Here is a 23400-nt window from a genome sequence, read left to right on the forward strand (position 1 = left end):
TCAGATCGGCGACGATTCGCGCCGGATCGGGAAGAAGGCCCTGGCGGTCGGCGGGAAGTCGGCTCAGTTGTTCGTGCAGATTCCTGCTGGGCGTCAGAAACAGCGGGGACTGCAATTGAACAGGGAACTGACTCATGGGCGACTCCTCAATACCGGCCGTAGGCGGTAAGCAGTCGGCGGCCGAGTTCGGACAGGTCCGGCCGGTTGCCGGGCTCGGCCGCCAGGGCGTCGGCCAAGGCGCGGCCGGCTTCGGACGGCAGTCGGTCGGTGGGCACCGGCAGTGGGTGGCGCGGGTGCGGGGGCACCCCCATGACGAGGTGATAGGCGATTGCGGCGAGCCGGTAGGCGTCCGTGGCCGGGCCTGGCACGCCGTACCCGCGATGGCTCTGCTCTGGCGCCTGGTGGTCGCCCGGTCCCTCACCCGCGGCCGGCGGCTGCGCGGCCGCCCCGAGATCACGTGGCAGCAGCCTTCCGCCGCTCGCGGCGATGATTCCCGTGGGTTCGAGCAGCCGGTGGCTAAGGCCGTGCGCGTGGAGGCGGGCGAGGGTGCCGGCGAGTTCGGCCAGAGCGGTCAGGAGCCGTTGCGCGGGCCAGATGGCCAGTGGCCCGGCCGCCCGTTCCAGCAGCCGGGCGAGGGTGTCGCATGGTCCGCCGTCGGTCCGCTCGGGCCAGTGCAGGGCGAGCACGGAGCCCGTGGTGTCGGCACGGTGGACGACGATGCGCGGCAGTTCGGTCCGGCGGCCCAGCCGGTCGAGCAGCGCTGCCTCGCGGTCGAGCGCGCGGGCGCCTGGAGTCTCGCCGACGGTCGGCCGCAGGACGGCGTCGTGGCGGAGCCAGACGTAGCCGTGCGGCGAGGAGAGCCGCTGTGCGAGCGCTTGGTGGCGGCGCACGGCACCGTCGCCGGAAAGCGATTCGGTGACAGGGTCGTGCAGCAGCAGCCGCTCGCCACCGACACGCAGCTCGGCTCTGCCGCGCCACCCGACGGCAGGCGCGTCGTCCTGGGCGGCGACCACGATACGGCTGCCGTGGATGTTCAATTCACCGATGGAATGCGCCTGGACGAGATTTCCGGAGACGTTGCTGTCGGTGACCTTGTTCGCCAAGCGATCGCCGTCGGGATTCACGTCGCCATTCCGTGGTTCTTCCCGCTCCCCGCCGCGCCCGATCCGCGCCATGGATTAAGACCGCCCCTCGTTCTGCCTGCCGGAATCATACGGCAGTTGATCCGTTGTCGGCGACAAATGCGCACGATCCGGATTCGACACTGACGGAAAGCCGCTTTTCGCTGCTTTCACCACCGAATCGCGCCTGATTGTGTCCAACGAAGAGCCTTTGCGGCCGGATCCGGATGGAGGCTCCGCGTTCAGCACCTGGAACTCACGTCGTGTTCGCGCCGTGGGCTCCAGCGGTTTCCCGGCGGTGGCCGAACGACCGACCAGCCGGCCTCGGCTCCGCCGCGGTCTCGCGACCGGCACCGTCCGAGCGCGTCTGCTCGCACCCGACCCGCCCGACCCCGGGAGCGCTTCGACGACGCCATAGGACGCCGATGGCCTCGGGAAACGGGTTCTGGGGCGGGTCGGGGGTGGCTAGGGCGTCGTGGGGCGGGCATCCGGGGCGTCATGGGCGGAGTCGTGGTCGGGACGTGTTCGTGGACGGATCGGGCGCTGGTGGCCAGTGGGTGGTATCCGGTGGGGGCGCGGACCGCTGAGGGGCGCTTGCGGTATTACGCGTCGGTGTTTCCGGTGGTCGAGGTGGACGCCTCGTTCTATGCGCTGCCGGGGGCGGAGCGGAGCCGGGCCTGGGTGGAGCGGACGCCCAAGGGGTTCGTCTTCGACGTCAAGGCATTCGCGCTGATGACCGGGCATCGGGCGCAGGTCGGGCGGCTGCCGCCGGAGTTGCGGCCGTCCGGGCCGCCGACGCGCTCGGTGGGCGTTCGCGATCTCGGGCCGGACGGGGAGCGCATGGTGTGGCGGGCCTTCCTGGACGGGATCGCGCCGCTGCGCGACGGGGACCGGCTCGGGAGTGTGCTGCTCCAGTTCCCGCCGTCGTTCGCGCCCGGTCCGGGTGCGCGGGCGCGGATCGCGCGCTGCGCCGAACTGGCCGAGGGCGTGCCGCTCGCCGTCGAGTTCCGCCATCCCGCCTGGCTGACCGGCGGGCGGCGTGCCGGGACTCCGGCGCTGCTGCGCGAGCACGGCATGGCGCTGGTCGCCGTCGACACCGCGCAGAACCTGCCCACCTCGATGCCGCCGGTAGCGGAGGCGACCTGCGAGGGACTGGCCGTCGTCCGCTTCCACGGCCGCAGCCCGCACTGGGGCACCGGCAGCAAGGAGGACCGCTTCCGGCACCACTACACCCGCGAGGACCTGCTGCCCTGGCTGCCGCGCGTCCGCCGCCTCGCCGAGGGCGCCGACAGTGTGCACGTGCTGTTCAACAACTGCTGCGGCGACGCCTCCGTCACGGCGGCGCGCCTGATGAGCGAGCTGCTCGAAGCGGCGGACTGACGGAGCCGACGGGACCGCGCCCGCGCCGTGGCCGGTTATGGTCCGCAGCCCTTCGCAGTGATCGAGTGGGTTTACCCGCAGCGGAAGCGCCTGTTAGAGACGGTCATTTGGCTACTGAAAGTAATTGTGCGCGTTGTGGGTCGGTCCGGGGCTGCTGATACTGAGCGTGGCGGCCGCGGTTCGATGCGGTCGGGCATGGCGACGGAGGAGCCCTTGCCGATGCGACGACTGTCCTCGCTGGCGGCCGCCCTGGTCCTGTCCGGCGCCGCCTGCGGTTCCGCCACGGCGACCGCCACTCCCGGCCTGGCCTGCGCGCCCTCGGTCGACCACACCGCCGATCACGTCTCCTCGGTGTGCCGGGGGCACTCCGGCAACGAGTACACCGAGGTCCGTGCGGTCGCCGACTGCCGCGACCTCGGCGGCGGGGACGAGTACTCGGCGTTCGGCCCGTGGGTGCCCGGCGGGACCGACACCAGCCGCGCCTACTGCGATGCGGGCGACCCCGTCTTCGACGGCTCCCTCGAACTGCGCTGACCGGCTCCGGCGCACCCGTACGGCGGTACCCGCGCCACTCAGGCCGGTTCCGCCGTGACGATCTCGATCAGGGCCGGGCCCGGGTGGGTGCGGGCCTCCTTGAGGGCCTGTTCGAACTCCTCGGGAGTGCGGGTGCGGGCGGCGTGGGCGCCGAAGGAGCAGGCGTAGCCGACGAAGTCGGGGTTGTGCAGGTCCGTGCCGCTGACGCGGCCGGGGAAGCGGGCCTCCTGGTGCTGGCGGATGGTGCCGTAGCTGCTGTTGTTGACGACGATGATGAGGACGTCGGTCTTGTAGCGGGCGGCGGTGGCCAGCTCCTGGCCGGTCATCAGCAGGCAGCCGTCCCCGGCGAAGGCGACGGCGGCGCGCTCGGGGTGCACCAGCTTGGCGGCGATCGCGGCGGGGAGGCCGTAGCCCATCGCGCCGGACTGGGTGCCGAGCTGCGAGGGGTAGCGCGTGAAGCTCCAGTGGCGCTGCGGCCAGGCCGTGTAGGCGCCCGCGCCCGCTGTGATGATCGTGTCCGCCGGTAGCCGCTCCTGGAGGATGCGCAGGTAGGGCGCTGGATCCACGCCGGACGCCGGGGCGGGGCGCTCGCGGGTGAACAGGGCCCGCAGCTCACGGGTCCACGCGGACCGTCCGGATGCCGCGGGGCTCCCGGCGGCCTCCGCGCTCACCCCCGCCCGCGCGGACCCGACGGTGTCCGCCAGGGCGGTGGCGAAGGCGGTGGGGCCCGAGACGATGGCGAGGTCGGCGCGGTAGACCTGGTTGAGGACGTCGGGCGAGGGGTGGACGTGCAGCAGGCGCTGGGCGGGATGGGGCGCGGACAGCAGACTGTGGTTCTCGACGGTGAGCGCGTCGGGGCGGGTGCCGATCAGCGCGACCAGGTCGGCCTGGCCGACGCGTTCGGCCAGGCCCGGGGTGGTGTTGAGTCCGAGCGTGCCGACATAGGACGGGGAGCGGTTGTCGATGAGGTCCTGGTGCCGCACGGCCGTGGCGACCGGGAGGCCGCGGGCCTCGGCGAAGCGGCGTAGCGCCTCGGTGCCCTCGGGGGTCCAGCCGGAGCCGCCCGCCACCAGCAGCGGGCGGGCGGCGGCGTCGAGTTCGGCCAGGAAGCGGGCCAGGTCGGCCGGTGCGGGGGCGGCGGCGACGGGTGGCGCGGCCGGGACGACCGGGGCGTCGGTGCTGTGCATGAGCACGTCGTCGGGAAGGGCGACGACGACCGGGCCCGGCTCGCCGGAGACGGCCGTGTGGAAGGCGCGGGCGACGAGTTCGGGGACGCGGTCGGCCCGGTCGATCTGGAGCACGGCCTTGGCCAGCGGCGCGAACATGGCGCGGTAGTCGACCTCCTGGAAGGTCCGCCGACCGGCCTGGTCGGTGCCGACCTGGCCGACGAAGAGCACCATGGGGCTGGCGTCCTGGTGCGCCATGTGCACGCCGATACTGGCGTTGGTGGCTCCCGGCCCTCTGGTGACGAGGCAGACCCCTGGGCGGCCGGTCAGCTTCCCGTAGGCGGCGGCCATGATGGCGGCACCGCCTTCGTGGCGGTTGGTGATCAGCCTGATGCGGTCGCGTGCGTCGTACAGGCCGTCGAGGACGGCGAGGTAGCTCTCGCCCGGCACGCAGAAGGCGAGGTCCGTTCCATGCTGGAGCAGCTGCTCCACCACGACGTGTCCGCCCAGACGGTGGCTCACCCGCGTCACGCTCCCGTGCTCGCTCGCTCAGTCGCCGGTTCGATCAGTTGATCATATCTTGGTATATCAGGATACAGCCTACGTGATCGCCACCGCCCCGAAGGAGCCCCCATGACCCCACCGTCCGTCGCCGACACCGTCGACGTGGCCGTCGTGGGCGGCGGCATCGTCGGGCTCGCCGCGGCGCGGGCGCTGCTGCGCGCCCGCCCCGGGCTCCGGCTCTGCCTGCTCGAACGCGAGCAGGGCTGGGGGCGGCACCAGACCGGCCACAACAGCGGGGTGATCCACAGCGGGCTGTACTACGCGCCCGGCAGCCTCAAGGCGCGGCTCACCCGCGAGGGCCTGCGCGAAATGTACGCCTTCTGCGCCGAGCAGGGCCTGCCCGCCGAGCGCTGCGGCAAGGTGGTCGTGGCCTCGGACGCGAGCGAGCTGCCCCGGCTGGAGGCGCTGTACGAGCGCGGTCGCGCCAACGGCGTGCGGGTCGAGCGGCTGACCCGCGCGCAGCTGCGCGCACGGGAGCCGCACATCGCCGGTGCCGCGGCGCTGCTGGTGCCGGAGACGGGCATCACCGACTACGGCGCGGTGGCCGAGCGGATCGCCGCCCTGCTGGCCGAGGACGGCGCCGACCTGCGCCTCGGCACGACCGTGCAAGGGATCGAGACGCACGGCGAGGCCGCGCTGGTCGCCACCGACCGCGGCACGCTGCGGGCCCGCCAGGTCGTCACCGCCGCCGGGCTGCACAGCGACCTGCTGGTCCGGGCGAGCGGCGCCGCGCCGAAGGCGGCGATCGTGCCCTTCCGCGGCGAGTACTTCCACCTGCGGCCCGAGCGCACCGACCTGGTGCGGCACCTGGTCTACCCCGTGCCCGACCCCGCCTTCCCCTTCCTGGGCGTGCACCTGACCCGCTCCGTCGACGGCGGCGTGCACGCGGGGCCCAGCGCCGTCCTCGCGCTCTCCCGGCACGGCTACCGGCGGCGCGACGTGTCGGCGCGCACGCTGCGCGAGCTGGCCGCCAGCCGGGGCCTGCGGCTGCTGGCCCGCCGGTACTGGCGCGCGGGCCTGGCCGAGATGGCGCGCTCGGCCGCCAAGCCGCTGTTCGTCCGCGGGGTGCGGCGGCTGCTGCCCGAGGTGCGCGGCCGCGACCTGGTCCGCGCCGAGGCGGGCGTCCGCGCCCAGGCCCTCACCCCCGACGGCGCGCTCGTCGACGACTTCCTCTTCCAGCGCGAGGGCCGCTGCCTGCACGTCGTGAACGCCCCGTCCCCCGCCGCCACCGCCTCCTTCGCCATCGGCCGCGCCATCGCCGAGCGGGCGCTGAGCGAGATCGCCTAAGGCTCCGGCCAAAAGGGAAACGGGATAAAACCGCTGTGGTATACCAGGATTATGTCCACTCCTGACCTGGCCGCCCAGGCCGCCGCGCTGCCGCCGCTGGGGGCGTCGCGGTCGCACTCCGACCTGGTGGCCGAGTCGATCCGGCAGGCGATCCTGAGCGGGCAGCTGCGGCCGGACGAGGTGCTAGTCGAGCGGCGGCTGGCGGAGATGCTGGGCGTCTCGAAGACCCCGGTGCGCGAGGCGCTGATCCAGCTGTCCGGCTCGGGCCTGCTCAAGGTGACCCGCAACCGGGGCGTGGCGGTGCGCAAGCTGAGCCACCAGGACGCCCGCCACATCTACCAGCAGCGGCTGCTGCTGGAGCCGTGGGCGCTCGCCAGCGCGGTGCGCCGGCCCGGTGTCGACTTCTCCCTCGCCGAGCAGGTGCTGGCCGGCGTGGAGAGCCTGGCCGTCGACGAGCGCTCGGCGGCGCTCGCGCTGGAGAACCGCCGCTTCCACCGGGCGCTGTACTCCCAGTGCGAGAACACCCTGGTCGTGGGCACTCTCGACGGTCTGCAGGATCTCACCGCGCTCGCCACGCTGAGCATCTTCTGGCGGCTCAGCCCCACCTGGGAGCAGGAGTTCCACGAGCACGCCCGCATCCTGGCGGCCGCCCGCTCGGGCCGCGCCGAGGAGGCCGAGCAGCTGGTGCGGCGCCATATCGAGCGCATGCTCGAACGCCTGGAGGACGCGCAGCCCGAGGGCGGCGGCTGAGCCGCCGGGCCTCAGCCCCGCTCGCGGTACTCCCGCAGCGTCGCCTCGTCGGGCGGGTAGGTGCCGCGCAGCGGCCTGCCCTCCTCGATCCGCGCCAGCACGAAGTCCTCCAGCCGCTCCTGCTCCACACCCGCACGCGCCACCTCGGCGGCGAGGTGCCGCGGCACGCACACGACCCCGTCGTGGTCGCCGACGATGATGTCGCCCGGGTACACGCCCACCTCGCCGCAGGCGATCGGCTGCTGGAGGTCGACGGCGTGGTGCTTGGCCAGGTTGGTGGTGGGCGCGGCGCCCGCCGCGAAGGCGGGCAGGTCGAGCGCTGCGAATCCGGCCATGTCGCGCACTGCCCCGTCGGTCACCACGCCCGCCGCCCCGCGCTCCCGCAGCCGGGTGGCGAGGATGTGGCCGAGCGAGGCCGCCCGGGTCTGTCCCCGGGCGTCGATGACCAGCACCGCGCCGGGCGGCGTCTGCTCGACCGCCCGCCGCTGCGGGTGGTCGTAGTCCTTGAAGACGGCGAGCACGTCGACGTCCTCGCGCGCCGGGATGTAGCGGAGCGTGAACGCGGGTCCGACCATGCGCGGCGTCGCGGGGTTGAGCTGCCGCGGCCCCTCCAGGAAGGTGTTGCGCAGCCCCCGGTCCATCAGCTGGGTGGTGATCGTGGCGGTGCTGACGGCGCGCAGCGCCTCGATGACGGCGGGGTCGACGGGGGCCGGGGCGGTGTCGCTCATGCGTCTCCTTGCGGCGGCTGGGCGCGGACGGCCGGCACCGCCGGCGCGGTGCCCGCCGGGGCGGCGGCCGGGTCGTGGCTGGTCCGGGGGTACGTCCGCGCCCGATGGATGTTTCCGGGGTATTGCCGTTGGGATATACCAACGTTACGGTATACCAACATATCAACCCGGCCGCTGAGCCGTTCGTCACGTCCGCCGCCGCACAAGACCCCCCTCCTTGAGCGAGGAGCCACGATGACCGACACCGCCCCAGACCCGTCCTCGACGGCCGCCGGCCGGCAGGCCGCGACCGCCGACCGGCCCACCGAGGCGGCCCCCGCCCCGATCCCCACCACGCTGCGCGGGTACATCACCTCGCTCGGCCCCGGGATCGTGGTGGCGCTGGCCTGGGTGGGCACCGGCGACCTGATCGACAACTCGGTCGCGGGCGGGAACTACGGCTACGCCCTGCTGTGGGTGCTGCCGCTCAGCCTGGTGTTCCGCTTCTTCTTCGTCAATCTGCTGGCGAAGTACCCGCTGTACAACGTCCGGCGCGACGCCAGCATCGTCCGGGGCTTCCACCGCACGCATCCGGTATTCGGCTGGCTGTTCCTGATCGCCTTCGCGCTCTACACCCACATCCTGCTCTCGTTCACCCTCAGCGGGGTCGGGACGGCGCTGGAAGGGCTGTTCGGCGGGCTGCCGACCTTCTGGTGGTCGGTCATCGGCGCCGCGTCGGTGCTGCTGGTGACCTTCTCCGGCGCCTACCGGCTGATCGAGCGGATCTTCAAGTTCGTCCTCGCCGCGATGGTCGCCTCCTTCGTGCTGGGCATCGTCCTGGTCGGCATCAACTGGGCCGAGTTCGTCCGCGGCCTGGCCTTCCAGCTCCCGCCCAGCGAGGGCCTCTTCGACTCCACCCTGATCGCCTCCAGCCTGGTGCTGGCCACCCTGGGCTCGATGACCAGCCTGTTCTACCCGCAGTTCCTCAAGGAGAAGGGCTGGACCACCCCGGCGCACCGCAAGGTGCAGCGCTACGACCTGCTGTTCGGCGTGGTCGTCGTCTTCTTCCTCGGTGTGGCGATCTGGGCGATCGGCGCCGAGGTGCTGCACGGCGGCCGCGGGGCGGAGACCGCCGCCGACATCGCGGGCGCCCTCGGCACCGCCATCGGCCCGATCGGCCCGTACATCTTCTACGCGGGGCTGCTCGGCGCCGCCTGGACGACGGTGGCCGGATCGCTGTTCGCCCTGAGCACGATGACGGTGGAATCGGCGCACGCCGTGCGCCCGAAGCGGGCCGAACGCTACCGCGAGCGGCCCAACTCCGACCCGATCTACAAGTGGATGGTCGCCTGGGGCCTGCTCGCCGTGCTGTGGTCACTGCCGAACGCGCCCGACTTCGTCGTGCTGGTGGTCGTCTCGCACGTGCTGACCTCGCCCTTCCTGCTGCTGATCCTGGTCGGGCTCTGCTTCATGCTGAACCGCAGGGACATCATGGGCGAGCACGTGAACAACAGGTGGGAGAACACCGGGCTGGCGGTGCTGCTGGTCTTCGTCGCGGTCGCGGCCTACCAGGGCATCCAGCAGACCGTCCTGATGTTCGTCTGAGCGTCGATGGACCTGGGTGACGGGCTGACATGGATCCTGCTCGCGGCCGCCACCCTGCTCGGCTCGTCCGTGCAGGGGGCCGTGGGCTTCGGGCTGGGCTTCACCGTGGTGCCGCTGCTCGCGGTGGTCGAGCCGCTGGCGATCCCGACCGTGCCGCTGCTGCTGGGGATGTCGCTGCTGCTGGGCACTCTCGTGCGTGACTTCCGCGCGCTGGACCGGCGCGGCAGCCTGCTGATGATGGCCGGCCGCGCCCCCGGCACGGTGGTGGGCGCGGCGCTGCTCGCCCTGGTCGCGCCGCACCTGCTGGGGCTGCTGGTGGGGGCGGTGCTGCTGGCCACCATCGCGGTCAGCGCCGCGCGCCAGGCGCCGCCGCTGAACTGGCGCACCCAGGTCGCCGCCGGCTTCGCGTCGGGGGTGATGGGCACCGCGGCCGGGGTCGGCGGGCCGCCGGCCAGCCTGGCCTACCGGGGACAGCCGGGCCCGGTCATGCGCGCCACCGTGGGCGCGGCGCTGCTCGCGGGCACCGTCATGTCGCTGGCCGCCGTCGTGCTGATGGGGCGCTGGGACTGGCGGCACGCCGCGATGGCCGCGATCCTGCTGCCCGTCGCCCTGCTCGGCCTGCGGCTGAGCGGCTTCCTCAACGACCGCCTCACCCCGGGCCGGCTCCAGGCCGCCGTGCTCGGCCTGGGCCTGGTGGCGGCCCTGGCGGCCATCGCCGACGCCGTGTTGCATACCGTGGCGGGCGCCGCATGACCTGCTTCCCCCGGCGCGGCGCCTGCGCGCCCGGGGCCACGCAACGACGACGAGAGGGCTGAGCGGATGACCACGCACCGCGACCCGACCCGGCTGAGGAGCCACCGCTGGTTCGGCGTCAACGACCTGCGCTCGTTCGGGCACCGGTCCCGGGCCAAGCAGATGGGCTTCGACCGCCAGGACTTCGCCGGGAAGCCGGTGATCGGCATCATCAACACCTGGAGCGACATCAACCCCTGCCACACCCACTTCAAGCAACGGGTCGAGGACGCCAAGCGCGGCGTCTACCAGGCCGGCGGCTTCCCGCTGGAGATCCCGGCCATGTCGCTGTCGGAGCCCTTCCAGAAGCCCACCACCATGCTCTACCGCAACCTGCTCGCGCTGGAGGTGGAGGAGCTGATGCGCTCCTACCCGCTGGACGGCGTGGTGCTGATGGGCGGCTGCGACAAGACCACCCCAGCCCTGGTGATGGGCGCGCTCAGCGCCGACCTGCCGGCGATCTTCCTGCCGGCCGGGCCGATGCTGCGCGGCCGGTGGGCCGGCCAGGTCCTCGGCAGCGGCTCCGACACCTGGAAGTACTGGGCGAAGCTGCGCACCGGCGAGATCACCCAGGAGCAGTGGGAGGGCATCGAGGACGGCATCGCCCGCTCGCCCGGCCACTGCATGACGATGGGCACCGCCTCCACCATGACCTCGGCGGTGGAGGCGATGGGGCTCAGCCTGCCCGGCGCCGCCTCCATCCCCGCCGCCTTCTCCGCGCACGCCCAGATGGGGGCGGCCACCGGGCGCGAGATCGTCGAGATGGTGTGGGAGGGCCGCACGCCGGGCTCGCTGGTCACCCGCGAGTCGGTGGCCGACGCCGTCACGGTGGTGCTCGCGCTGGCCGGGTCCACCAACTCCGTCATCCACCTGCTGGCCATCGCGGGGCGGGCGGGGGTGGAGCTGACCCTGGCCGACTTCGACGAGCTGTCGCGGCGGGTCCCGGTGCTGGCCAATTTGCGGCCGTCCGGGACGTACCTGATGGAGGACTTCTACGACGCCGGCGGGCTGCGCGGGCTGATGGCCCGCCTCGGCGACCTGCTCCACCTGGACCGCCCCACCGTCAACGGCCGCACGCTCGGCGAGAACCTGGCCGGCGCGCAGGTGTACGACGACGACGTGATCCGCACGCCGGAGACCGCGCTGTCCACCGAGGGCGGGCTGGCCATCCTGCGCGGCTCGCTGGCGCCCGACGGCGCCGTCATCAAGACGACGGCCGCCACCCCCTCGCTGCTGCGGCACACCGGCCCGGCGGTCGTCTTCGACGACTACGACGACCTCGCCGCCCGCATCGACGACCCCGACCTCGACGTCACGGCCGACTCCGTGCTGGTGCTGCGCGGCTCGGGCCCCGTCGGAGGGCCCGGCATGCCCGAGTGGGGGATGCTGCCGATCCCGCGCAAGCTGCTGGCGCAGGGCGTGGAGGACATGGTGCGGATCTCCGACGCGCGGATGAGCGGCACCAGCTACGGCACCTGCGTGCTGCACGTCGCCCCGGAGTCGGCCGTGGGCGGGCCGCTGGCGCTGGTGCGCACCGGCGACCTGATCGAGCTGGACGTGGCGCGGCGGCGGCTGGAGCTGCTGGTGGACCCGGCCGAGCTGGAGCGGCGCCGGGCGGACTGGCGGCCGCCGGTCTCGCCGTACCAGCGCGGCTACGCCAGAGCGGCGCTCTCCCGGATGGGCCAGGCCGACACCGGCTGCGACTTCGACTTCCTGGAGGGGCGCGGCGGCAACCCGGAGCCGGCCATCCACTGAGCACCGGTACGGCCGGGGCCGCGCGGCGGTCCCGGCCGTACCGGCACCACCCCGCGCCGCGCGGACTCGGGCACGGGCACGGGCGCCTCTCGACGCCGGTGGGCGGCCTTGCTGGCCACTCCTTGGTATCTTAATATACCAACATGCCGAATACTGACGAGAACACCCTGACCGAGCGCCTCGGCGGGGTGAACGCCGTCCTGATCGCGCCCTTCCGCGACGGGACCGGCCCCCTGGACTCCAAGCTCATGACCGAGCTGGCCCGCTCCTGCGACGAGGCCGGCATCCACGCCGTCACCGCCCTGGGCAACACCGCCGAGCTCTACCAGCTCACCGAGGACGAGCGGCTGGAGCTGCTGCGCGCCGTCGCGGCCGGCGCCTCGAACGCCGTGCGGGTGGCCGGCCTCGCCGGGGCGGCCCCCGACGCGCTGCGGCTGGCCGAGGCGGCCGCCGGGCTCGGCTACGACGCCGTCATGCTGCACGAGCCGCTCGACCCCCTCGCGGGCGACCGCGGCATCGCCGACTTCCTGGCCGACCTGGCGGAGCGCTCGCCGCTGCCGTCCCTGATCTACATCCGCACCCCCCGGCTGAGCAGGGAGTCCATCGCCCGCCTGGTCCGGCTGCCCAAGGTGGTCGGCGTGAAGTACGCGCGGCCCGAGATGAACCTGCTCGGCAGCCTGCTCGCCGACGAGGAGCTGCGCACCGCCTGCGCCTGGGCCTGCGGCTCGGCGGAGTCGATGGTCCCGGCCATGCGCGGGCACGGCCTGATCGGCTTCACCTCCGGCCTGGCCAATGTCCGCCCTGACCTGGCCCTCGGCGTCTACGAGGCGTCCCGCGACGGCGACCTCGGCCTGCTGGCCGAGCGGGTCAGGCAGGTCCTGCCCTTCGAGCTGATGCGCACCCGCGACGGCGGCCGGCACAACGTCTCCGTGGTCAAGTGGGCGCTGCGCGAGGCCGGCATGGACGTCGGCGGCGTGCGCGCGCCCTGCGAGGACCTGGGCGAGGCCGAGACCGCCGCCCTGCGCGGGATCCTGGCCGGCTGGCCCGCCGCGCCGGCGGCCTGACCGGCGCACCCCCACCGCCCCGGCCCGCCGCGCGGCCGGGGCGGCGCGACCCACGCCTCCCGCCGACGGGCGCCCGCACCCTCCTGGACCGGCCGGTCCCCGCACCGGGCTGGCCGTAGATCGAACTGAATGGAATACTGGTATATCAGTGTTCCACTACGTCGGCCGGAGCGCAGCGCCGGCGCGTCAACGGAGGGAGGACGGGTGCTCCCCGTCGTCTACGTCCCGCAGCCCGTACACCCCGACGCCCTCACCCGGCTCCGCGAGCACGCCCGCGTCGAGGTCGGCTTCGGCCCCGGCGCCCGCCCGCTGGCCGAGGTGGCCGGGCAGGTCCGCGGCGTCCTGACCCGCACCCGGCCGGTCGACGCCGCCGACATCGCCGCCATGCCGGAGCTGGCGGTGATCGCGCGGCACGGCGTCGGCGTCGACAGCATCGACGTGGCCGCCGCCACCGAGCGCGGCGTGCCGGTCTGCATCACCCCCGACGCCAATATGGTCGCCGTCGCCGAGCACGTCTTCGCGCTGCTGCTGGCGGTGGCGCGCAATGTGGTCACCGGCGACCACCGGGTGCGCACCGGCGGCTTCGCCGACCGCGACGCCCTCACCGGCGTCGAGCTGCGCGGCGCGCGCCTCGGCGTCATCGGCTACGGCCGGATCGGCGCCGAGGTCGCGCGCATCGCCCGCGACGGCTTCCGGATGGAGGTCGCCGGCCACGACCCCTTCCTCGGCGCCGCCGCCGTCCGCGCCCGCGGCGCCGAACCCGCCGGCCTGGACGAACTGCTCTCCACCTGCGCGGCCGTGACGGTGCACGTCCCGCTGACCGAGCGCACCCGCGGCCTGATCGGCGCCCGCGAACTCGACCTGATGCCGGCCGGGGCCGTCCTGGTGCACACCGCACGCGGCGGCATCGTCGACGAGGCCGCCCTGGCCGAGCGGCTGCGCACCGGACGGCTGCGCGGCGCCGGCGTCGACGTCTTCACCGCCGAACCGCCGCCCGCCGACAACCCGCTGCTGTCCGCCGGCGGCGCCGTGCTCACCCCGCACCTCGCCGGCCAGACCCACGGCTCCATGCGCCGCATGGCCATGGGCGCCGCCGACGCCGTCATCACCGTCCTGCGCGGCGGCCGCCCGCCCGCCGCCGCCGTCGTCAATCCGCAGGCGTGGGAGCGGGCGGCGGGCTGATCCCGCCCCGGGCGGCCGCGCGGCGGCAGCCTCAGCGCCGCCGCTGGAAGCCCCGGATCGCGACGGCCGCCGCGGCGGCGGCCACCGTCAGGCTGATGGCGAGGGCGATCGCGGCGCTGAGCAGGGCGGGCTGCCCGAGGGCGAGGCCGCGGGCGGCCTCGATGCCGTAGGTGGCCGGGTTGACCTGGGCGACGGCGCGCAGCCAGCCGGGCAGGCCCGAGGCGGGCACGAAGGCGGTGGAGGCGAAGACCAGCGGGAAGGTCACCAGACCGGCCACGCTCTGCATGAGCTCGACCCTGCGCAGCCAGCAGGCCAGCGCGATGAAGATCCAGCCTAGGCAGCCGCCGACGGCCAGGGCCAGCGCGCAGGCGCCGAGCGTGCCGAGCGGCCCGCCCGCGGGCCGGAAGCCGAACACGGCGGCCGCCGCGACCACGACCAGCAGCAGCTGGACGGCGTTGCGGACGACGTCGGCGAGGCTGCGGGCCAGCAGCACCGAGCCGGGCCAGACCGGCAGGGTGCGGAAGCGGGTGATGATGCCGTTCGACATCTCCTGGGTGAGGCCGAGGCCGGTGTTCAGTGCCGCCTGGATCGCGGAGGTGACCAGGATCGCGGGCACCAGGAAGTCGATGTAGCGCACGTCGGGGAAGCCGGGCGCGGCCGCGACGGAGGCGAAGAGCTGGCTGAACAGCACCAGCATCACCATCGGCGCGAACAGGCTGGCCAGCAGCAGCCGCGGGTCGAGCACCACCGCGCGCAGCGAGCGGCCGGTCAGCACCAGCACCTGCGCCGCGATCCCGGTGCCGCTCCAGGCCGCCTCGGGCGGGTCCGGCTCGGGCCCCGCCTCGGGCCGGCCGGCGCGGGCGGGCGCGTGCCCGGCCGCCGTCACGGCCGCCGCCGCGGCGTGCTCGGCGAGGGCGCCGGCCCGGCCGGCGGCTTCGGGCCCCCAGCCGCCGACGTGCCCCTGGGCGGGTGATCCGGGGTTCCAGTACCAGGCCACGTGCCGTCCTTCATCATGCCGCCCGCCGCGTCCCCATCAGGGAGAGGTACACGTCGTCCAGGGTCGGCTCGGTCAGCGTCAGCTCGTAGGGGCCGATCGGCGCGTCGTCCAGCGCGCGGGCGATCGCGGCCAGGTCGCCGGGGGCGGCGACCGGCACGGTCACCGCGCCGAGGTCCGCGTCGGCGCGCAGGCCGATGGTGCGCAGCGCGTACAGCGCGTCCGTCACGGCCTCGGCCTCGGCCGGGCGGGCGGTGGCGGTGCGGCCCCCGGCCCTGGCCTTCAGCTCGGCCGGGGTGCCGGAGGCGACCACCCGTCCGTCGGCCAGCACCGTGATGGCGTCGGCCAGTCGGTCGGCCTCGTCGAGGTACTGCGTGGTCAGCATGACCGTGGTGCCGCCGCGCACCAGCTCGCGGACGACCTGCCAGGCGGCGCGGCGCCCCGCCGGGTCCAGGCCGGTCGTCGGCTCGTCCAGGAAGAGCACGTCGGGCCGGCCGATCAGGCTCGCCGCCAGGTCGAGGCGGCGGCGCATCCCGCCGGAGTAGGTGCGCACCGGGCGGTCGGCCGCCCCGGCCAGGTCGAAGGCGTCCAGCAGCTCGCCGCCGCGCGCACGGGCGGCCCGCCGGCCCGCGCCGAGCAGGCGGGCGATCAGCACCAGGTTGTCGCGGCCGGAGATCTGCTCGTCGAGCGCGACGGACTGGCCGGTCAGCCCGATGCGCCGCCGCAGCTGCGCGGCCTGGGTGACCACGTCGTAGCCGGCCACCCGGGCGGTGCCCGCGCTCGGGCGGCACAGCGCGGTCAGGATCTCGATCAGCGTCGTCTTGCCCGCGCCGTTGTGGCCGAGCAGGCCGAGCACGGTCCCGGCGGGGACGCTGAGCGTCACGTCGTCCAGCGCCAGGACCGCGCCGAAGCGGCGGCTCACGCCGATCACCTCGATCACGCCTCGCCCTCCGCCCCGGCGGGCGCGGCCGCGACCCGCCGGATCACCAGCCGCGCCAGCCGCTCGTAGTAGCGGACGAACAGCAGTCCGGCCGCCGCCCCGGCCGCCACGGCCAGCGCCGCGGGCCAGGAGCTCAGGTCGGGGACGGGCGGACCCGCCAGACCGGCCAGGACGACGGCGAGCAGCAGCAGGTTGCGGACGATGATGGCGTGGCCCATCACCGAGCGCCGGGAGCCGAAGCAGCGGCACTCGGCGAAGACCCCGCCCCGGACGGCGCGCACCGCGACCGCCACGAAGACCACCAGCAGCACGCCGGCCAGCGCGAAGCCGGCCCGGGGCGCCACCGGTGGCAGCAGCAGCACCACCGTGGCACCCTCCCCCGCCAGGATCGCCGCCCCCGCGTACCCGGCGGTGCGCCCGGGCAGCGCGGCCAGCCGCCGGATCGTGCCGGTGAAGGACCGGAACCGGTCCGGGGGCAGCTTGCCGACGAAGGCGAGCGCGAACACCGCGCCGATCAGCGCCTGCGCCGCGAGGGTCAGCTGGCCGCTCACCGCGCCCGCCTCCGCCGCGCCGCGGCCCGCACCGTCATCGTCTTGTGGTAGACGCTCACCTCGTCGCGCTCGCCGACCGGCCGGCCGGCCACCTCCACCCAGGCGTGCGCCCGGAAGGGCTCGGTGCGCACGCCCGTGCACCAGTCCGGCCAGCTGCCGCCGAAGCGGCACAGCAGCGCGGTGGCGATCGAGCGCTGGAGGCAGCCCTGGCCCGCGCAGCGCACGCTCACCGTCACGACGGTGCGCCGGGCCGACAGCGCCTGGGCCTCCGTCGCGGGCCGGGCGCCGCGGCGCACCAGGCCGAGCACCGCGCGCAGCCGGCGGGGCCGCAGCCGCTGGAGCAGCCAGGCCAGCCCGACGGCGGCCAGCGCGGCCACCCGGCGGCGCCGCCCGACGCGCACGGACGGTTCGAGCGCGACCGGCATCGTCACGAGCGCACCACCTTGGCGTCGCGCAGGGAGGCGAGGAAGCGCTCGACGTCCGCGGCGATCCGGTCCGCGGCCGACGGGTGGCGGTCGCGCAGGGCCGCCAGCGCGTCATCGACGGTCTCCCCGTCCAGCAGCATCCGCACGACGGTGGCGCCGGTGGCGTTCAGCGTCCAGTAGCGGCCGGAGCGCTCGTCGAGCAGCACCATGCCGCGCTCGGTCACGGTGAGCGTCACGTCGGGCGCGAGCAGCATCAGGAACCTCCGATCGGAACGGCCCGCAGCCACACCTCGCAGGCGAAGGTGGCGACGAGGGGCATCAGGGTGAAGGACGAGGGCGGCAGGGCGAGCAGGGTGGAGCGGAGCGCGTCGGCGTCGACCAGGCCCAGCCGGGCCAGCCGCATGTCCTCGCAGAGCCCGAGCAGCTCGTCGCGGTGCCGGCGCAGGCTGTCGTAGGCCTCCGCGCTGTACTCCGACTTGGTCCGGCGGCCCAGCACGGCGTCCGGCACGGTGCCGCGCATCGCCTCGACCAGGGCCGGCTTGTAGCGGTCGGGCATGGCGACGTCCTCGAAGCGGATGGCCAGCGCCGCCTCCACCACCCGGTCGTCTACGAACGGCGCGTGCCAGGACACGCCGTGGCGCGAGGTGAGCCGGTCGACGCGGCGCAGGGTGTCGCCGCACAGTCGCACGTCCTGCAGAGCGGCGTGCTGGGCGCGCAGCCGCGACAGCGGCTCGGGCGCGGTCTGCGCGGTCTCGCGCAGCAGGGCGCGGGTCGCGTCCACGGCGTCGGGCGTCGCCCACGGTGGCAATCGGTAGCCGATGCCCCAGCCGAAGGACGGAGCGGCGCCGACCTCTCGGATCGGGTCGGTGAGCCGTTCGGCCAGCGCCGACAGCCAGGCCCCGAAGCTCTCGTCGCGCAGCAGCGCGGGCAGCGTCGGGCCGAGCCGCCAGCGGTACATCGCGCGGTAGGCGCGCAGGTAGCGCAGCGCGCCCAGGCGGTGGGTGCGGACCAGGGTGTGCAGGTAGAGCGGGTTGGCGAGGAACAGTTCGTCGCCGCCGTGGCCGGTCAGGTGCAGGGTCGAGCCCTGGGCGGCGACCTGGCGGGCCATGTGCACCAGCCGGGACCGGGTGCGGATCCACGCGAAGGGCGCCTCGGTGTCGGGATCGGGCGCCGACAGGCCCTCGAACCAGGTCGGCGCGGTGCCGCGCAGCAGGACGAGGTGTTCGGAGCCCGGCAGCTCGACGGCGGCGCGGTCGGCCCAGTCGCGGTCCTCGTCGGCCGGGTCGGCCGCCTCCCAGCGGGTCGTGACCAGCCGGGGCACGCTGCCGGCCGCCAGAAAGCACAGGCTGGTGGAGTCCATGCCGCCCGACAGGTCGGCGCTGACGGTCCGCCGGCCCTGCGTCCGCACGGCGACGGCGTCGTTCAGCGCGGTGCGGACCCGTTCGGCCCCGGCGGCCAGCGGCACGTCGGGGTCGGGCGGAGTCCACCAGCGGACCGCCCGGCAGCCGCGGCCGACGCTCATCTCCAGGTAGCAGCCGGCCGGCAGCGCCTCCACGCCCTTCCACAGGCACTCCTCGTTGAGCGGCCACGGCACCCAGGGGGCGATCAGGCGGCCGGCGAGCAGTTCGGGGCGCGGGGCGCCCCCGATCAGCGCGGCCAGGGTCTGGGGGCGGTCGGCCGCGACCGGGGTGCCGGCGATGTCGGCGAAGAAGACCTGGCGGGCCGTCGACAGGCTGCCCTGCACCCGGATGCGGTCGTCGATCGAGGCGATCAGGTGGAAGCCGCCGGCCAGGCCGGCCACCGGGGTGTCGAAGCCGGCGACCGTGGTGGCGCCGTCGAGCGCCCGGCGCAGCCACTCCTCCGTCGCCGAGGACGGCCCGAAGACCGCGGCGCGGCGGCGTCCGGCGACGGCCCAGGTGACGGCGCCCACGGGCCAGCGGCCGACGATCCACGGGCGGCCGGATGCGTGCGGTATCACCGAGACGCCCGCCGGTCCCTCGGCCGCTTCGAGCAGCGCCGCGGCGACGGGAACCGCCGCACCTCCCGGGCTGTCCGGTAGCACCACGAACTCCACCGCTCCGCCCTCCCAAGTCCGGGGCCCGTGCCGGCGCCGGGACATTTCCTTCCGGCGCCGGCACGGATTTATTTCCGCAATGACTCACGTCGGCTCAGCAGAGCATGACGCATGACCAGTCGTTCTCGAATCCCCAGCTAGGACGGCCGAGGGTGACCTCGGTGAATTCGCCGGCCTCGGCCAGCGTCGGCGGCTCGTAGACCGCAGTCTCTTCCTGCATGAGAGCACCTTCCTTCCGCGTGCGGAAAGTCACTCCAATGGACCCTCCGACCTGCAAGCCAAATTTAGGACCGCGGCTATTTCACTTCGCTTTCACTTGCCTTTCAAATACGCGGCCAGAAATTCAGATCTGTTGCCGCCGACAGGTTTCAAGTAAAGGATCTGTCGTGTCCGGACGACGTGATGAAGGGATGGCGGCAGTGATCGACCTTTCGATACTGGACACGGCTCCGGTGTGGCACGGTTCGACGCCCGCGCGGGCGCTGCGCGAGTCGGCCGACCTGGCGGCCGAGGCGGAGCGGCTGGGCTACCTGCGGTTCTGGGTGGCCGAGCACCACAGCGCGCCGTTCATCGCCAGCTGCGCTCCCCCGGTGCTGGCCGCGCACATCGCGGCCCGCACCTCGCGGCTGCGCGTCGGGTCCGGCGGCGTGATGCTGCCCAACCACCCGCCGCTCGTCGTCGCGGAGCAGTTCGGCACCTTGGAGGCGCTGAACCCGGGCCGAATCGACCTGGGGATCGGCCGCTCGCCCGGCACCGACCCGGCGACGGCGCGGGCGCTGCGCCGGGTGAGCGCGCCGCCCGGGTCCGACGCCTACCGCGAGCAGGTCCGCGAACTCCTCGCCCTGTTCGGGCCGCGAGCGCCCGGCGAGATCTCGGCCGTGCCGGCCGAGGGCAGCAGGCCGCAGATCTGGCTGCTCGGGTCGAGCGTCGACAACGCCCGCTTCGCGGGCGAGCTGGGCCTGCCGCTGGCCTTCGCCCACCACATCCGCCCCGAGAACGCCGAGCCGGCCCTGCGCGCCTACCGCGCCGCCTTCCGCCCGTCGCAGCTGTGCGAGCGGCCGCGCACGCTCCTCGCCGCGTCGGTGCTGGTGGCCGATGACGACGACCAGGCGCAGTGGCTGGCCGGGCCGATCGCCGTGATCATCCACCAGTCGCTCAAGGGGCGGCGCGACGGGCCGAACCTGACGCCCGAGCAGGCCGCGACCTACGCCTGGCCGGCGGCCGAGCGCGCCGAGGTGCGCGAGCGGATGGCGGCCCACCTCATCGGCGACACCGAGACGGTCCGCCGCCGGGTGGCCGAACTCGTCGAGCTCACCGGGGCCGACGAGCTGATGGCGGTGACGGTGGTGCACGACTACGAGGACCGGGTGCGCTCCTACGAGCTGCTGGCCAAGGCCGTCGCCGGCCTGGGCTGAGCCTTTGAGGCCGGGTCCCGGCCGCCGGCAACCGGTGGCCGGGGCCCCGGCCTCAGACGCCCAGCCGGCCCCGGTAGTACAGGAGGGGGTCGCGGGTGGAGTCGGCGAGCATCTCGGTGACGCGGCCGATCGCGATCGTGTGGTCGCCGCGCGGAAAGTGGCTCTCCAGCGTGCAGTCGATCCAGGCCGCGGCGCCGGGCAGCATCGGGGCCCCGCCCGGGGAGCTGCCGCAGTCGATCCGGTCGAAGCGGCCCCCGGTGCGGGCGGCGAAGCGGCGGCCCAGCTCGGCCTGGCCGGCGGCGAGCACGTTCACGCAGAAGAAGCCGGCCGCGCGGATGCGGGGCCAGGTCGCCGAGGTGTTGGACACGCAGAACAGCACCAGCGGCGGATCCATCGACAGGGCGTTGAACGCCTGGCAGGTGAAGCCGGCCGGGCCGCCGTGCTCGGTCGTGATGACGGTGACGCCGGTGCAGAAGTGGCCGAGCACCGTGCGGAAGGACCGCGGCTCGGCCGGCCGGAAGCCCTCAGCGAGCACCATGCGACATCACCGCCAGGTCGTTGCGCAGGATCGCGACATGCAGTTTGCGCAGCTCCGGGCCTGGATCGATGCCGATCTCGTCCCGCAGGTGCGTACTGACCTGCCGGTAGGCCGCCAGCGCCTCCACCTGCCGTCCGCACCGGCACAGCGCGATCATCAGCTGCTGCCAGAACCGCTCCTGGAACGGGTACCGCCGGGTCACCGCCACCAGGTCGCCCACCAGCTCGTCATGGCGGCCAAGCGCGAGCCCCACCTCGCAGCGCCACTCCAGCGCTCGCAGGTACTCCTCGGCCAGCCGCGGCACCACATCGCGGTGCAGTGAGTCCGAGCGCACGTCCGACAGCACCGCCCCCCGCCACAGCCCCAGCACCGCGGTCAGCGCGATGGACTGCCCCAGCAGATCGCCGCGCCCCGCCGCCGCCTCCGCCTCCCGCAGCAGCCGCCGCGCCCGCAGCAGGTCCACACTGTGGTCGGGCAGCTCCATCACGTATCCGGCCGAAGAGGTCCTGACCAGCTCGGACGCCCCCTCGGCATAGGCGTCCAACCAGTGCCGCAACCGGGTCAGACAGGTCTGGAGCGCCCCGCGCGGCCGGCTCGGCAACCGGTCGCCCCACAGCCGCTCCAGCAGTTCGTCAACGGAGACGACATCATTCGCATTCAGCACCAGCGAAGCCAGCAGCACCCGCTGCCTGCCCCGTGGAATCGGTATCCGCCGCCCGTCGAAAACGGCTTCGAACGGACCAAGCACCCCGAATTCGATCCGGCACATAACCGATCCCCTAATAACGACCCTTCCGTCTCGGACTTCCGATTGTAAACAGCAGCACCAAAACGCCGCAAGAACGTGATCACGAAGCTGACCAGCCAATATGCGAGCCGATCCGGCACTGAAATATCATCAGATCACCATAACGCACGAACTTGAACCCAAAATGCCGGACGCCCGCCCATCCGGAAACGCGCGTCCCGGACCCGATTCCCTTTCGCCGGGTCGCGGAGGTGCTGAAGAGTTCGCGCCAGGGTGCCGGCGTCGGGAGGGCGCGGGCCATCGGCCCGGCGCGGCGCCACGGGAAGAGGGTGCGCCGAGACGGGCGGATCCGTGCTCGCGGACCCGCGAAGAGGGCCGGTTCAGTCCGGGGTGTGGGCCATCCGGGCCCGTCGGGACAGGACGAGGTCGACGGCCAGGAACACGAGCAGGCTGGCCGCCCAGAGCGGGAGGACGATGCCGACGACCACGGCGGTGATGACGGCCGCCGCCTTGGCCCAGCGCGGGAGCGGGCGCCAGACGCCGCGCGGCACCGGGGCCGCCAGGGCGCCCTCGCCCGGGCGCGGGCGGCGGCGCCACCACATGGTGTAGCCGAGGACGATCACCGTGATGAGGCCGAGCGCGAAGGCGGTCAGGGCGAGCTGGTTGGGGATGCCGAACAGCAGGCCCATGTGCGCGTCGATGCCCCAGGTGGCCAGCTTCGCCATCAGCGGGTGGTCGTCGAAGCGCAACTCGTCGGTGATCTGCCCGGTGGCGGGGGCGACGGCGACGGAGTCGGCCTGGGTGGGCCACTGGGTCCCCAACTCCGTGACGGTGTAGCCCTGGCCGTCGCCGGCCGGGTAGACCAGCTCGACGGCGCCGTCCACACCGGCGGCGTTCGCGGCGGCCAGCACCTGGTCGGCGCCCACGTCGACGCCGGCGGGTCCGGCCGTCTCGGGGAGTTCGGCGGCGACGGACGGCGTCTGCCAGTCCATCGCGGTGCGGATCGTGGAGATGTTGGCGCCGGCGTACTGCGACCAGGTCAGCCCGGTCGCCGATACGAACAGCAGCCCGACGAAGAGCCAGATCCCGATCGCGCCGTGGAAGGACAGCGTCCGCCTGGTGCCGCGCGCCCCCGGTTCGGGAAGCAGCACCCGGCGTAGCCGTGCCCGCCGCCGGGCGCGCCCGATCCACAGCGCGACGCCGCCCGCCGCGACGACCCACAGCCAGCTCGCGGCCAGCTCGCTGTAGAGGCGGCCGGCGTCGCCCAGGTGCAGCTCGCGGTGGAGCAGGTCGATCCAGGCCCGCACCGGCAGCGCGCCGCTGCCGCCGTAGCTGAGCAGCGAGCCGCGCACCTCGGCCGTGTGCGGATCCACGAAGACCGCGAGGCGGTGGCTCTCGGTGGGCCCGTCGACGGGAAAGAGCACCCGGGTGGTGTCGCCGGGCCGCGCCGCGGGCCGGACGGCAAGCGGTTCCGCCTCCGGATGCGCCTGCCGCGCCGCCGCCACCTGCTCACTCAAGGGAAGCGGTTCCCCACCCGCGGGCACCGGCGCGTGCAGTTCGTGGTCGTAGAGTGCCTGCTCGAGCTGGGGCGTCCACACGTACAGCAGCCCGGTCACCGTCGCGACCAGAATGAACGGCGCGACCAGCACCCCCGCGTAGAAGTGCAGCCGCAGCACCAGCGCCCGCACCGGCTGCCACGCCGAGCGCGGCCCTTCCTCGACCGGCGCGTCCGCACCGGCCCCGTCACCGGCGCCGCGAACCCGCGAGACATCCTCTACGGCCATGGCGGCTCCCGTCGACGCACCGGA

The 23400-nt window shown here is 74.1% G+C and carries 23 protein-coding genes; 10 read left to right on the forward strand and 13 right to left on the reverse strand.

Annotated elements, in window-relative coordinates; genetic code table 11:
- Positions 1-146: 146 nt before the first annotated feature.
- On the reverse strand, positions 147-1124 hold the full coding sequence (locus CLV72_RS18800; RefSeq protein WP_106247979.1) for a protein kinase family protein: 978 nt from the start codon (positions 1122-1124) through the stop codon (positions 147-149).
- Between the two features lie 495 nt (positions 1125-1619).
- On the opposite strand from CLV72_RS18800, the gene CLV72_RS18805 reads away from it, so the two are divergent.
- Positions 1620-2501, forward strand: coding sequence for a DUF72 domain-containing protein (locus tag CLV72_RS18805; RefSeq protein WP_106247981.1), 882 nt, complete (start codon positions 1620-1622; stop codon positions 2499-2501).
- Positions 2502-2720: 219 nt separating this feature from the next.
- Positions 2721-3035, forward strand: coding sequence for a hypothetical protein (locus CLV72_RS18810; protein ID WP_106247984.1), 315 nt, complete (start codon positions 2721-2723; stop codon positions 3033-3035).
- Positions 3036-3073: 38 nt separating this feature from the next.
- Here the strand turns inward: CLV72_RS18810 and CLV72_RS18815 are convergent, their stop codons facing one another.
- Complete coding sequence (locus CLV72_RS18815) at positions 3074-4723, reverse strand: thiamine pyrophosphate-dependent enzyme (RefSeq protein WP_170141031.1); 1650 nt, start codon at positions 4721-4723, stop codon at positions 3074-3076.
- A gap of 111 nt (positions 4724-4834) precedes the next feature.
- On the opposite strand from CLV72_RS18815, the gene lhgO reads away from it, so the two are divergent.
- Together lhgO and CLV72_RS18825 are read left to right on the forward strand one after the other, a co-directional pair.
- Positions 4835-6052 carry an L-2-hydroxyglutarate oxidase gene (lhgO, locus tag CLV72_RS18820; protein WP_106247990.1) on the forward strand — a complete coding sequence of 406 codons (1218 nt, stop codon included), beginning with the start codon at positions 4835-4837 and terminating at the stop codon, positions 6050-6052.
- Positions 6053-6103: 51 nt separating this feature from the next.
- Positions 6104-6802, forward strand: a complete 699-nt coding sequence (locus CLV72_RS18825; RefSeq protein WP_106247992.1) for a GntR family transcriptional regulator — start codon at positions 6104-6106, stop codon at positions 6800-6802.
- Between the two features lie 11 nt (positions 6803-6813).
- On the opposite strand, the gene CLV72_RS18830 is transcribed toward CLV72_RS18825, so the two are convergent.
- Complete coding sequence (locus CLV72_RS18830; protein ID WP_106247995.1) at positions 6814-7530, reverse strand: ribonuclease activity regulator RraA; 717 nt, start codon at positions 7528-7530, stop codon at positions 6814-6816.
- Between the two features lie 234 nt (positions 7531-7764).
- On the opposite strand from CLV72_RS18830, the gene CLV72_RS18835 reads away from it, so the two are divergent.
- The 5 genes from CLV72_RS18835 to CLV72_RS18855 all read left to right on the forward strand — a co-directional run bounded on the left by CLV72_RS18835 (position 7765) and on the right by CLV72_RS18855 (position 13907).
- Entirely contained in the window at positions 7765-9114 is a 1350-nt protein-coding gene (locus CLV72_RS18835) for an Nramp family divalent metal transporter (protein WP_106247997.1), read from the forward strand.
- Between the two features lie 6 nt (positions 9115-9120).
- Positions 9121-9867, forward strand: coding sequence for a sulfite exporter TauE/SafE family protein (locus CLV72_RS18840; protein ID WP_106248000.1), 747 nt, complete (start codon positions 9121-9123; stop codon positions 9865-9867).
- Between the two features lie 66 nt (positions 9868-9933).
- Complete coding sequence (araD, locus tag CLV72_RS18845; RefSeq protein ID WP_106248002.1) at positions 9934-11661, forward strand: L-arabinonate dehydratase; 1728 nt, start codon at positions 9934-9936, stop codon at positions 11659-11661.
- Positions 11662-11804: 143 nt separating this feature from the next.
- A complete protein-coding gene (locus tag CLV72_RS18850) occupies positions 11805-12725 on the forward strand; it encodes a dihydrodipicolinate synthase family protein (protein WP_106248005.1) in 921 nt (306 codons plus the stop codon).
- A 204-nt stretch (positions 12726-12929) separates the two neighbouring features.
- The gene (locus CLV72_RS18855) at positions 12930-13907 is read left to right on the forward strand and encodes a hydroxyacid dehydrogenase (protein ID WP_211302952.1); all 978 of its coding nucleotides are present in this window, start codon (positions 12930-12932) and stop codon (positions 13905-13907) included.
- 31 nt (positions 13908-13938) lie between these two features.
- Here the strand turns inward: CLV72_RS18855 and CLV72_RS18860 are convergent, their stop codons facing one another.
- From CLV72_RS18860 to CLV72_RS18890, 7 genes are all read right to left on the reverse strand, one after another.
- Positions 13939-14904 (reverse strand): ABC transporter permease, encoded by a 966-nt coding sequence (locus CLV72_RS18860; RefSeq protein ID WP_211302953.1) that lies wholly within the window; start codon positions 14902-14904, stop codon positions 13939-13941.
- A gap of 13 nt (positions 14905-14917) precedes the next feature.
- Positions 14918-15841 carry an ATP-binding cassette domain-containing protein gene (locus tag CLV72_RS18865; RefSeq protein WP_106248011.1) on the reverse strand — a complete coding sequence of 308 codons (924 nt, stop codon included), beginning with the start codon at positions 15839-15841 and terminating at the stop codon, positions 14918-14920.
- Positions 15838-16392, reverse strand: a complete 555-nt coding sequence (locus tag CLV72_RS18870; RefSeq protein WP_106248014.1) for a MauE/DoxX family redox-associated membrane protein — start codon at positions 16390-16392, stop codon at positions 15838-15840. The genes CLV72_RS18865 and CLV72_RS18870 overlap by 4 nt, the downstream gene beginning before the upstream one ends.
- Positions 16389-16817 (reverse strand): lasso peptide biosynthesis B2 protein, encoded by a 429-nt coding sequence (locus CLV72_RS18875; protein ID WP_106248017.1) that lies wholly within the window; start codon positions 16815-16817, stop codon positions 16389-16391. Before CLV72_RS18875 ends, CLV72_RS18870 begins: the two co-directional genes overlap by 4 nt.
- A 2-nt stretch (positions 16818-16819) precedes the next feature.
- Positions 16820-17071 carry a lasso peptide biosynthesis PqqD family chaperone gene (locus tag CLV72_RS18880; RefSeq protein WP_106248020.1) on the reverse strand — a complete coding sequence of 84 codons (252 nt, stop codon included), beginning with the start codon at positions 17069-17071 and terminating at the stop codon, positions 16820-16822.
- Entirely contained in the window at positions 17071-18882 is a 1812-nt protein-coding gene (locus CLV72_RS18885) for an asparagine synthase-related protein (RefSeq protein ID WP_146159490.1), read from the reverse strand. Before CLV72_RS18885 ends, CLV72_RS18880 begins: the two co-directional genes overlap by 1 nt.
- Before the next feature lie 103 nt (positions 18883-18985).
- Positions 18986-19111, reverse strand: a complete 126-nt coding sequence (locus CLV72_RS18890; RefSeq protein ID WP_106248026.1) for a lasso RiPP family leader peptide-containing protein — start codon at positions 19109-19111, stop codon at positions 18986-18988.
- A 190-nt stretch (positions 19112-19301) separates the two neighbouring features.
- On the opposite strand from CLV72_RS18890, the gene CLV72_RS18895 reads away from it, so the two are divergent.
- Complete coding sequence (locus CLV72_RS18895; RefSeq protein ID WP_106248029.1) at positions 19302-20306, forward strand: LLM class flavin-dependent oxidoreductase; 1005 nt, start codon at positions 19302-19304, stop codon at positions 20304-20306.
- Positions 20307-20358: 52 nt separating this feature from the next.
- Here the strand turns inward: CLV72_RS18895 and CLV72_RS18900 are convergent, their stop codons facing one another.
- The 3 genes from CLV72_RS18900 to CLV72_RS18910 form a co-directional block, all read right to left on the reverse strand.
- Entirely contained in the window at positions 20359-20844 is a 486-nt protein-coding gene (locus tag CLV72_RS18900) for a flavin reductase family protein (RefSeq protein WP_106248032.1), read from the reverse strand.
- Positions 20831-21613 carry an AfsR/SARP family transcriptional regulator gene (locus CLV72_RS18905; protein WP_106248034.1) on the reverse strand — a complete coding sequence of 261 codons (783 nt, stop codon included), beginning with the start codon at positions 21611-21613 and terminating at the stop codon, positions 20831-20833. Before CLV72_RS18905 ends, CLV72_RS18900 begins: the two co-directional genes overlap by 14 nt.
- 359 nt (positions 21614-21972) lie before the next feature.
- Positions 21973-23376, reverse strand: coding sequence for a PepSY-associated TM helix domain-containing protein (locus CLV72_RS18910; protein WP_106248037.1), 1404 nt, complete (start codon positions 23374-23376; stop codon positions 21973-21975).
- Between the last annotated feature and the right edge of the window lie 24 nt (positions 23377-23400).

This window comes from Allonocardiopsis opalescens, assembly GCF_003002095.1.
In the GTDB taxonomy this organism is placed as follows: Bacteria; Actinomycetota; Actinomycetes; order Streptosporangiales; family Streptosporangiaceae; genus Allonocardiopsis; species Allonocardiopsis opalescens.

Bases quoted from the DNA above. Each gene is read 5' to 3' on its own strand.
- CLV72_RS18835 (WP_106247997.1), top strand. From the start codon at position 7,765: ATGACCGACACCGCCCCAGACCCGTCCTCGACGGCCGCCGGCCGGCAG.
- CLV72_RS18890 (WP_106248026.1), bottom strand. From the start codon at position 19,111: ATGCAGGAAGAGACTGCGGTCTACGAGCCGCCGACGCTGGCCGAGGCC.
- CLV72_RS18910 (WP_106248037.1), bottom strand. From the start codon at position 23,376: ATGGCCGTAGAGGATGTCTCGCGGGTTCGCGGCGCCGGTGACGGGGCC.
- CLV72_RS18895 (WP_106248029.1), top strand. From the start codon at position 19,302: ATGGCGGCAGTGATCGACCTTTCGATACTGGACACGGCTCCGGTGTGG.
- CLV72_RS18905 (WP_106248034.1), bottom strand. From the start codon at position 21,613: ATGTGCCGGATCGAATTCGGGGTGCTTGGTCCGTTCGAAGCCGTTTTC.
- lhgO (WP_106247990.1), top strand. From the start codon at position 4,835: ATGACCCCACCGTCCGTCGCCGACACCGTCGACGTGGCCGTCGTGGGC.
- araD (WP_106248002.1), top strand. From the start codon at position 9,934: ATGACCACGCACCGCGACCCGACCCGGCTGAGGAGCCACCGCTGGTTC.
- CLV72_RS18805 (WP_106247981.1), top strand. From the start codon at position 1,620: ATGGGCGGAGTCGTGGTCGGGACGTGTTCGTGGACGGATCGGGCGCTG.
- CLV72_RS18840 (WP_106248000.1), top strand. From the start codon at position 9,121: ATGGACCTGGGTGACGGGCTGACATGGATCCTGCTCGCGGCCGCCACC.
- CLV72_RS18810 (WP_106247984.1), top strand. From the start codon at position 2,721: ATGCGACGACTGTCCTCGCTGGCGGCCGCCCTGGTCCTGTCCGGCGCC.
- CLV72_RS18880 (WP_106248020.1), bottom strand. From the start codon at position 17,071: ATGCTGCTCGCGCCCGACGTGACGCTCACCGTGACCGAGCGCGGCATG.
- CLV72_RS18875 (WP_106248017.1), bottom strand. From the start codon at position 16,817: ATGCCGGTCGCGCTCGAACCGTCCGTGCGCGTCGGGCGGCGCCGCCGG.
- CLV72_RS18830 (WP_106247995.1), bottom strand. From the start codon at position 7,530: ATGAGCGACACCGCCCCGGCCCCCGTCGACCCCGCCGTCATCGAGGCG.
- CLV72_RS18825 (WP_106247992.1), top strand. From the start codon at position 6,104: ATGTCCACTCCTGACCTGGCCGCCCAGGCCGCCGCGCTGCCGCCGCTG.
- CLV72_RS18900 (WP_106248032.1), bottom strand. From the start codon at position 20,844: ATGGTGCTCGCTGAGGGCTTCCGGCCGGCCGAGCCGCGGTCCTTCCGC.
- CLV72_RS18850 (WP_106248005.1), top strand. From the start codon at position 11,805: ATGCCGAATACTGACGAGAACACCCTGACCGAGCGCCTCGGCGGGGTG.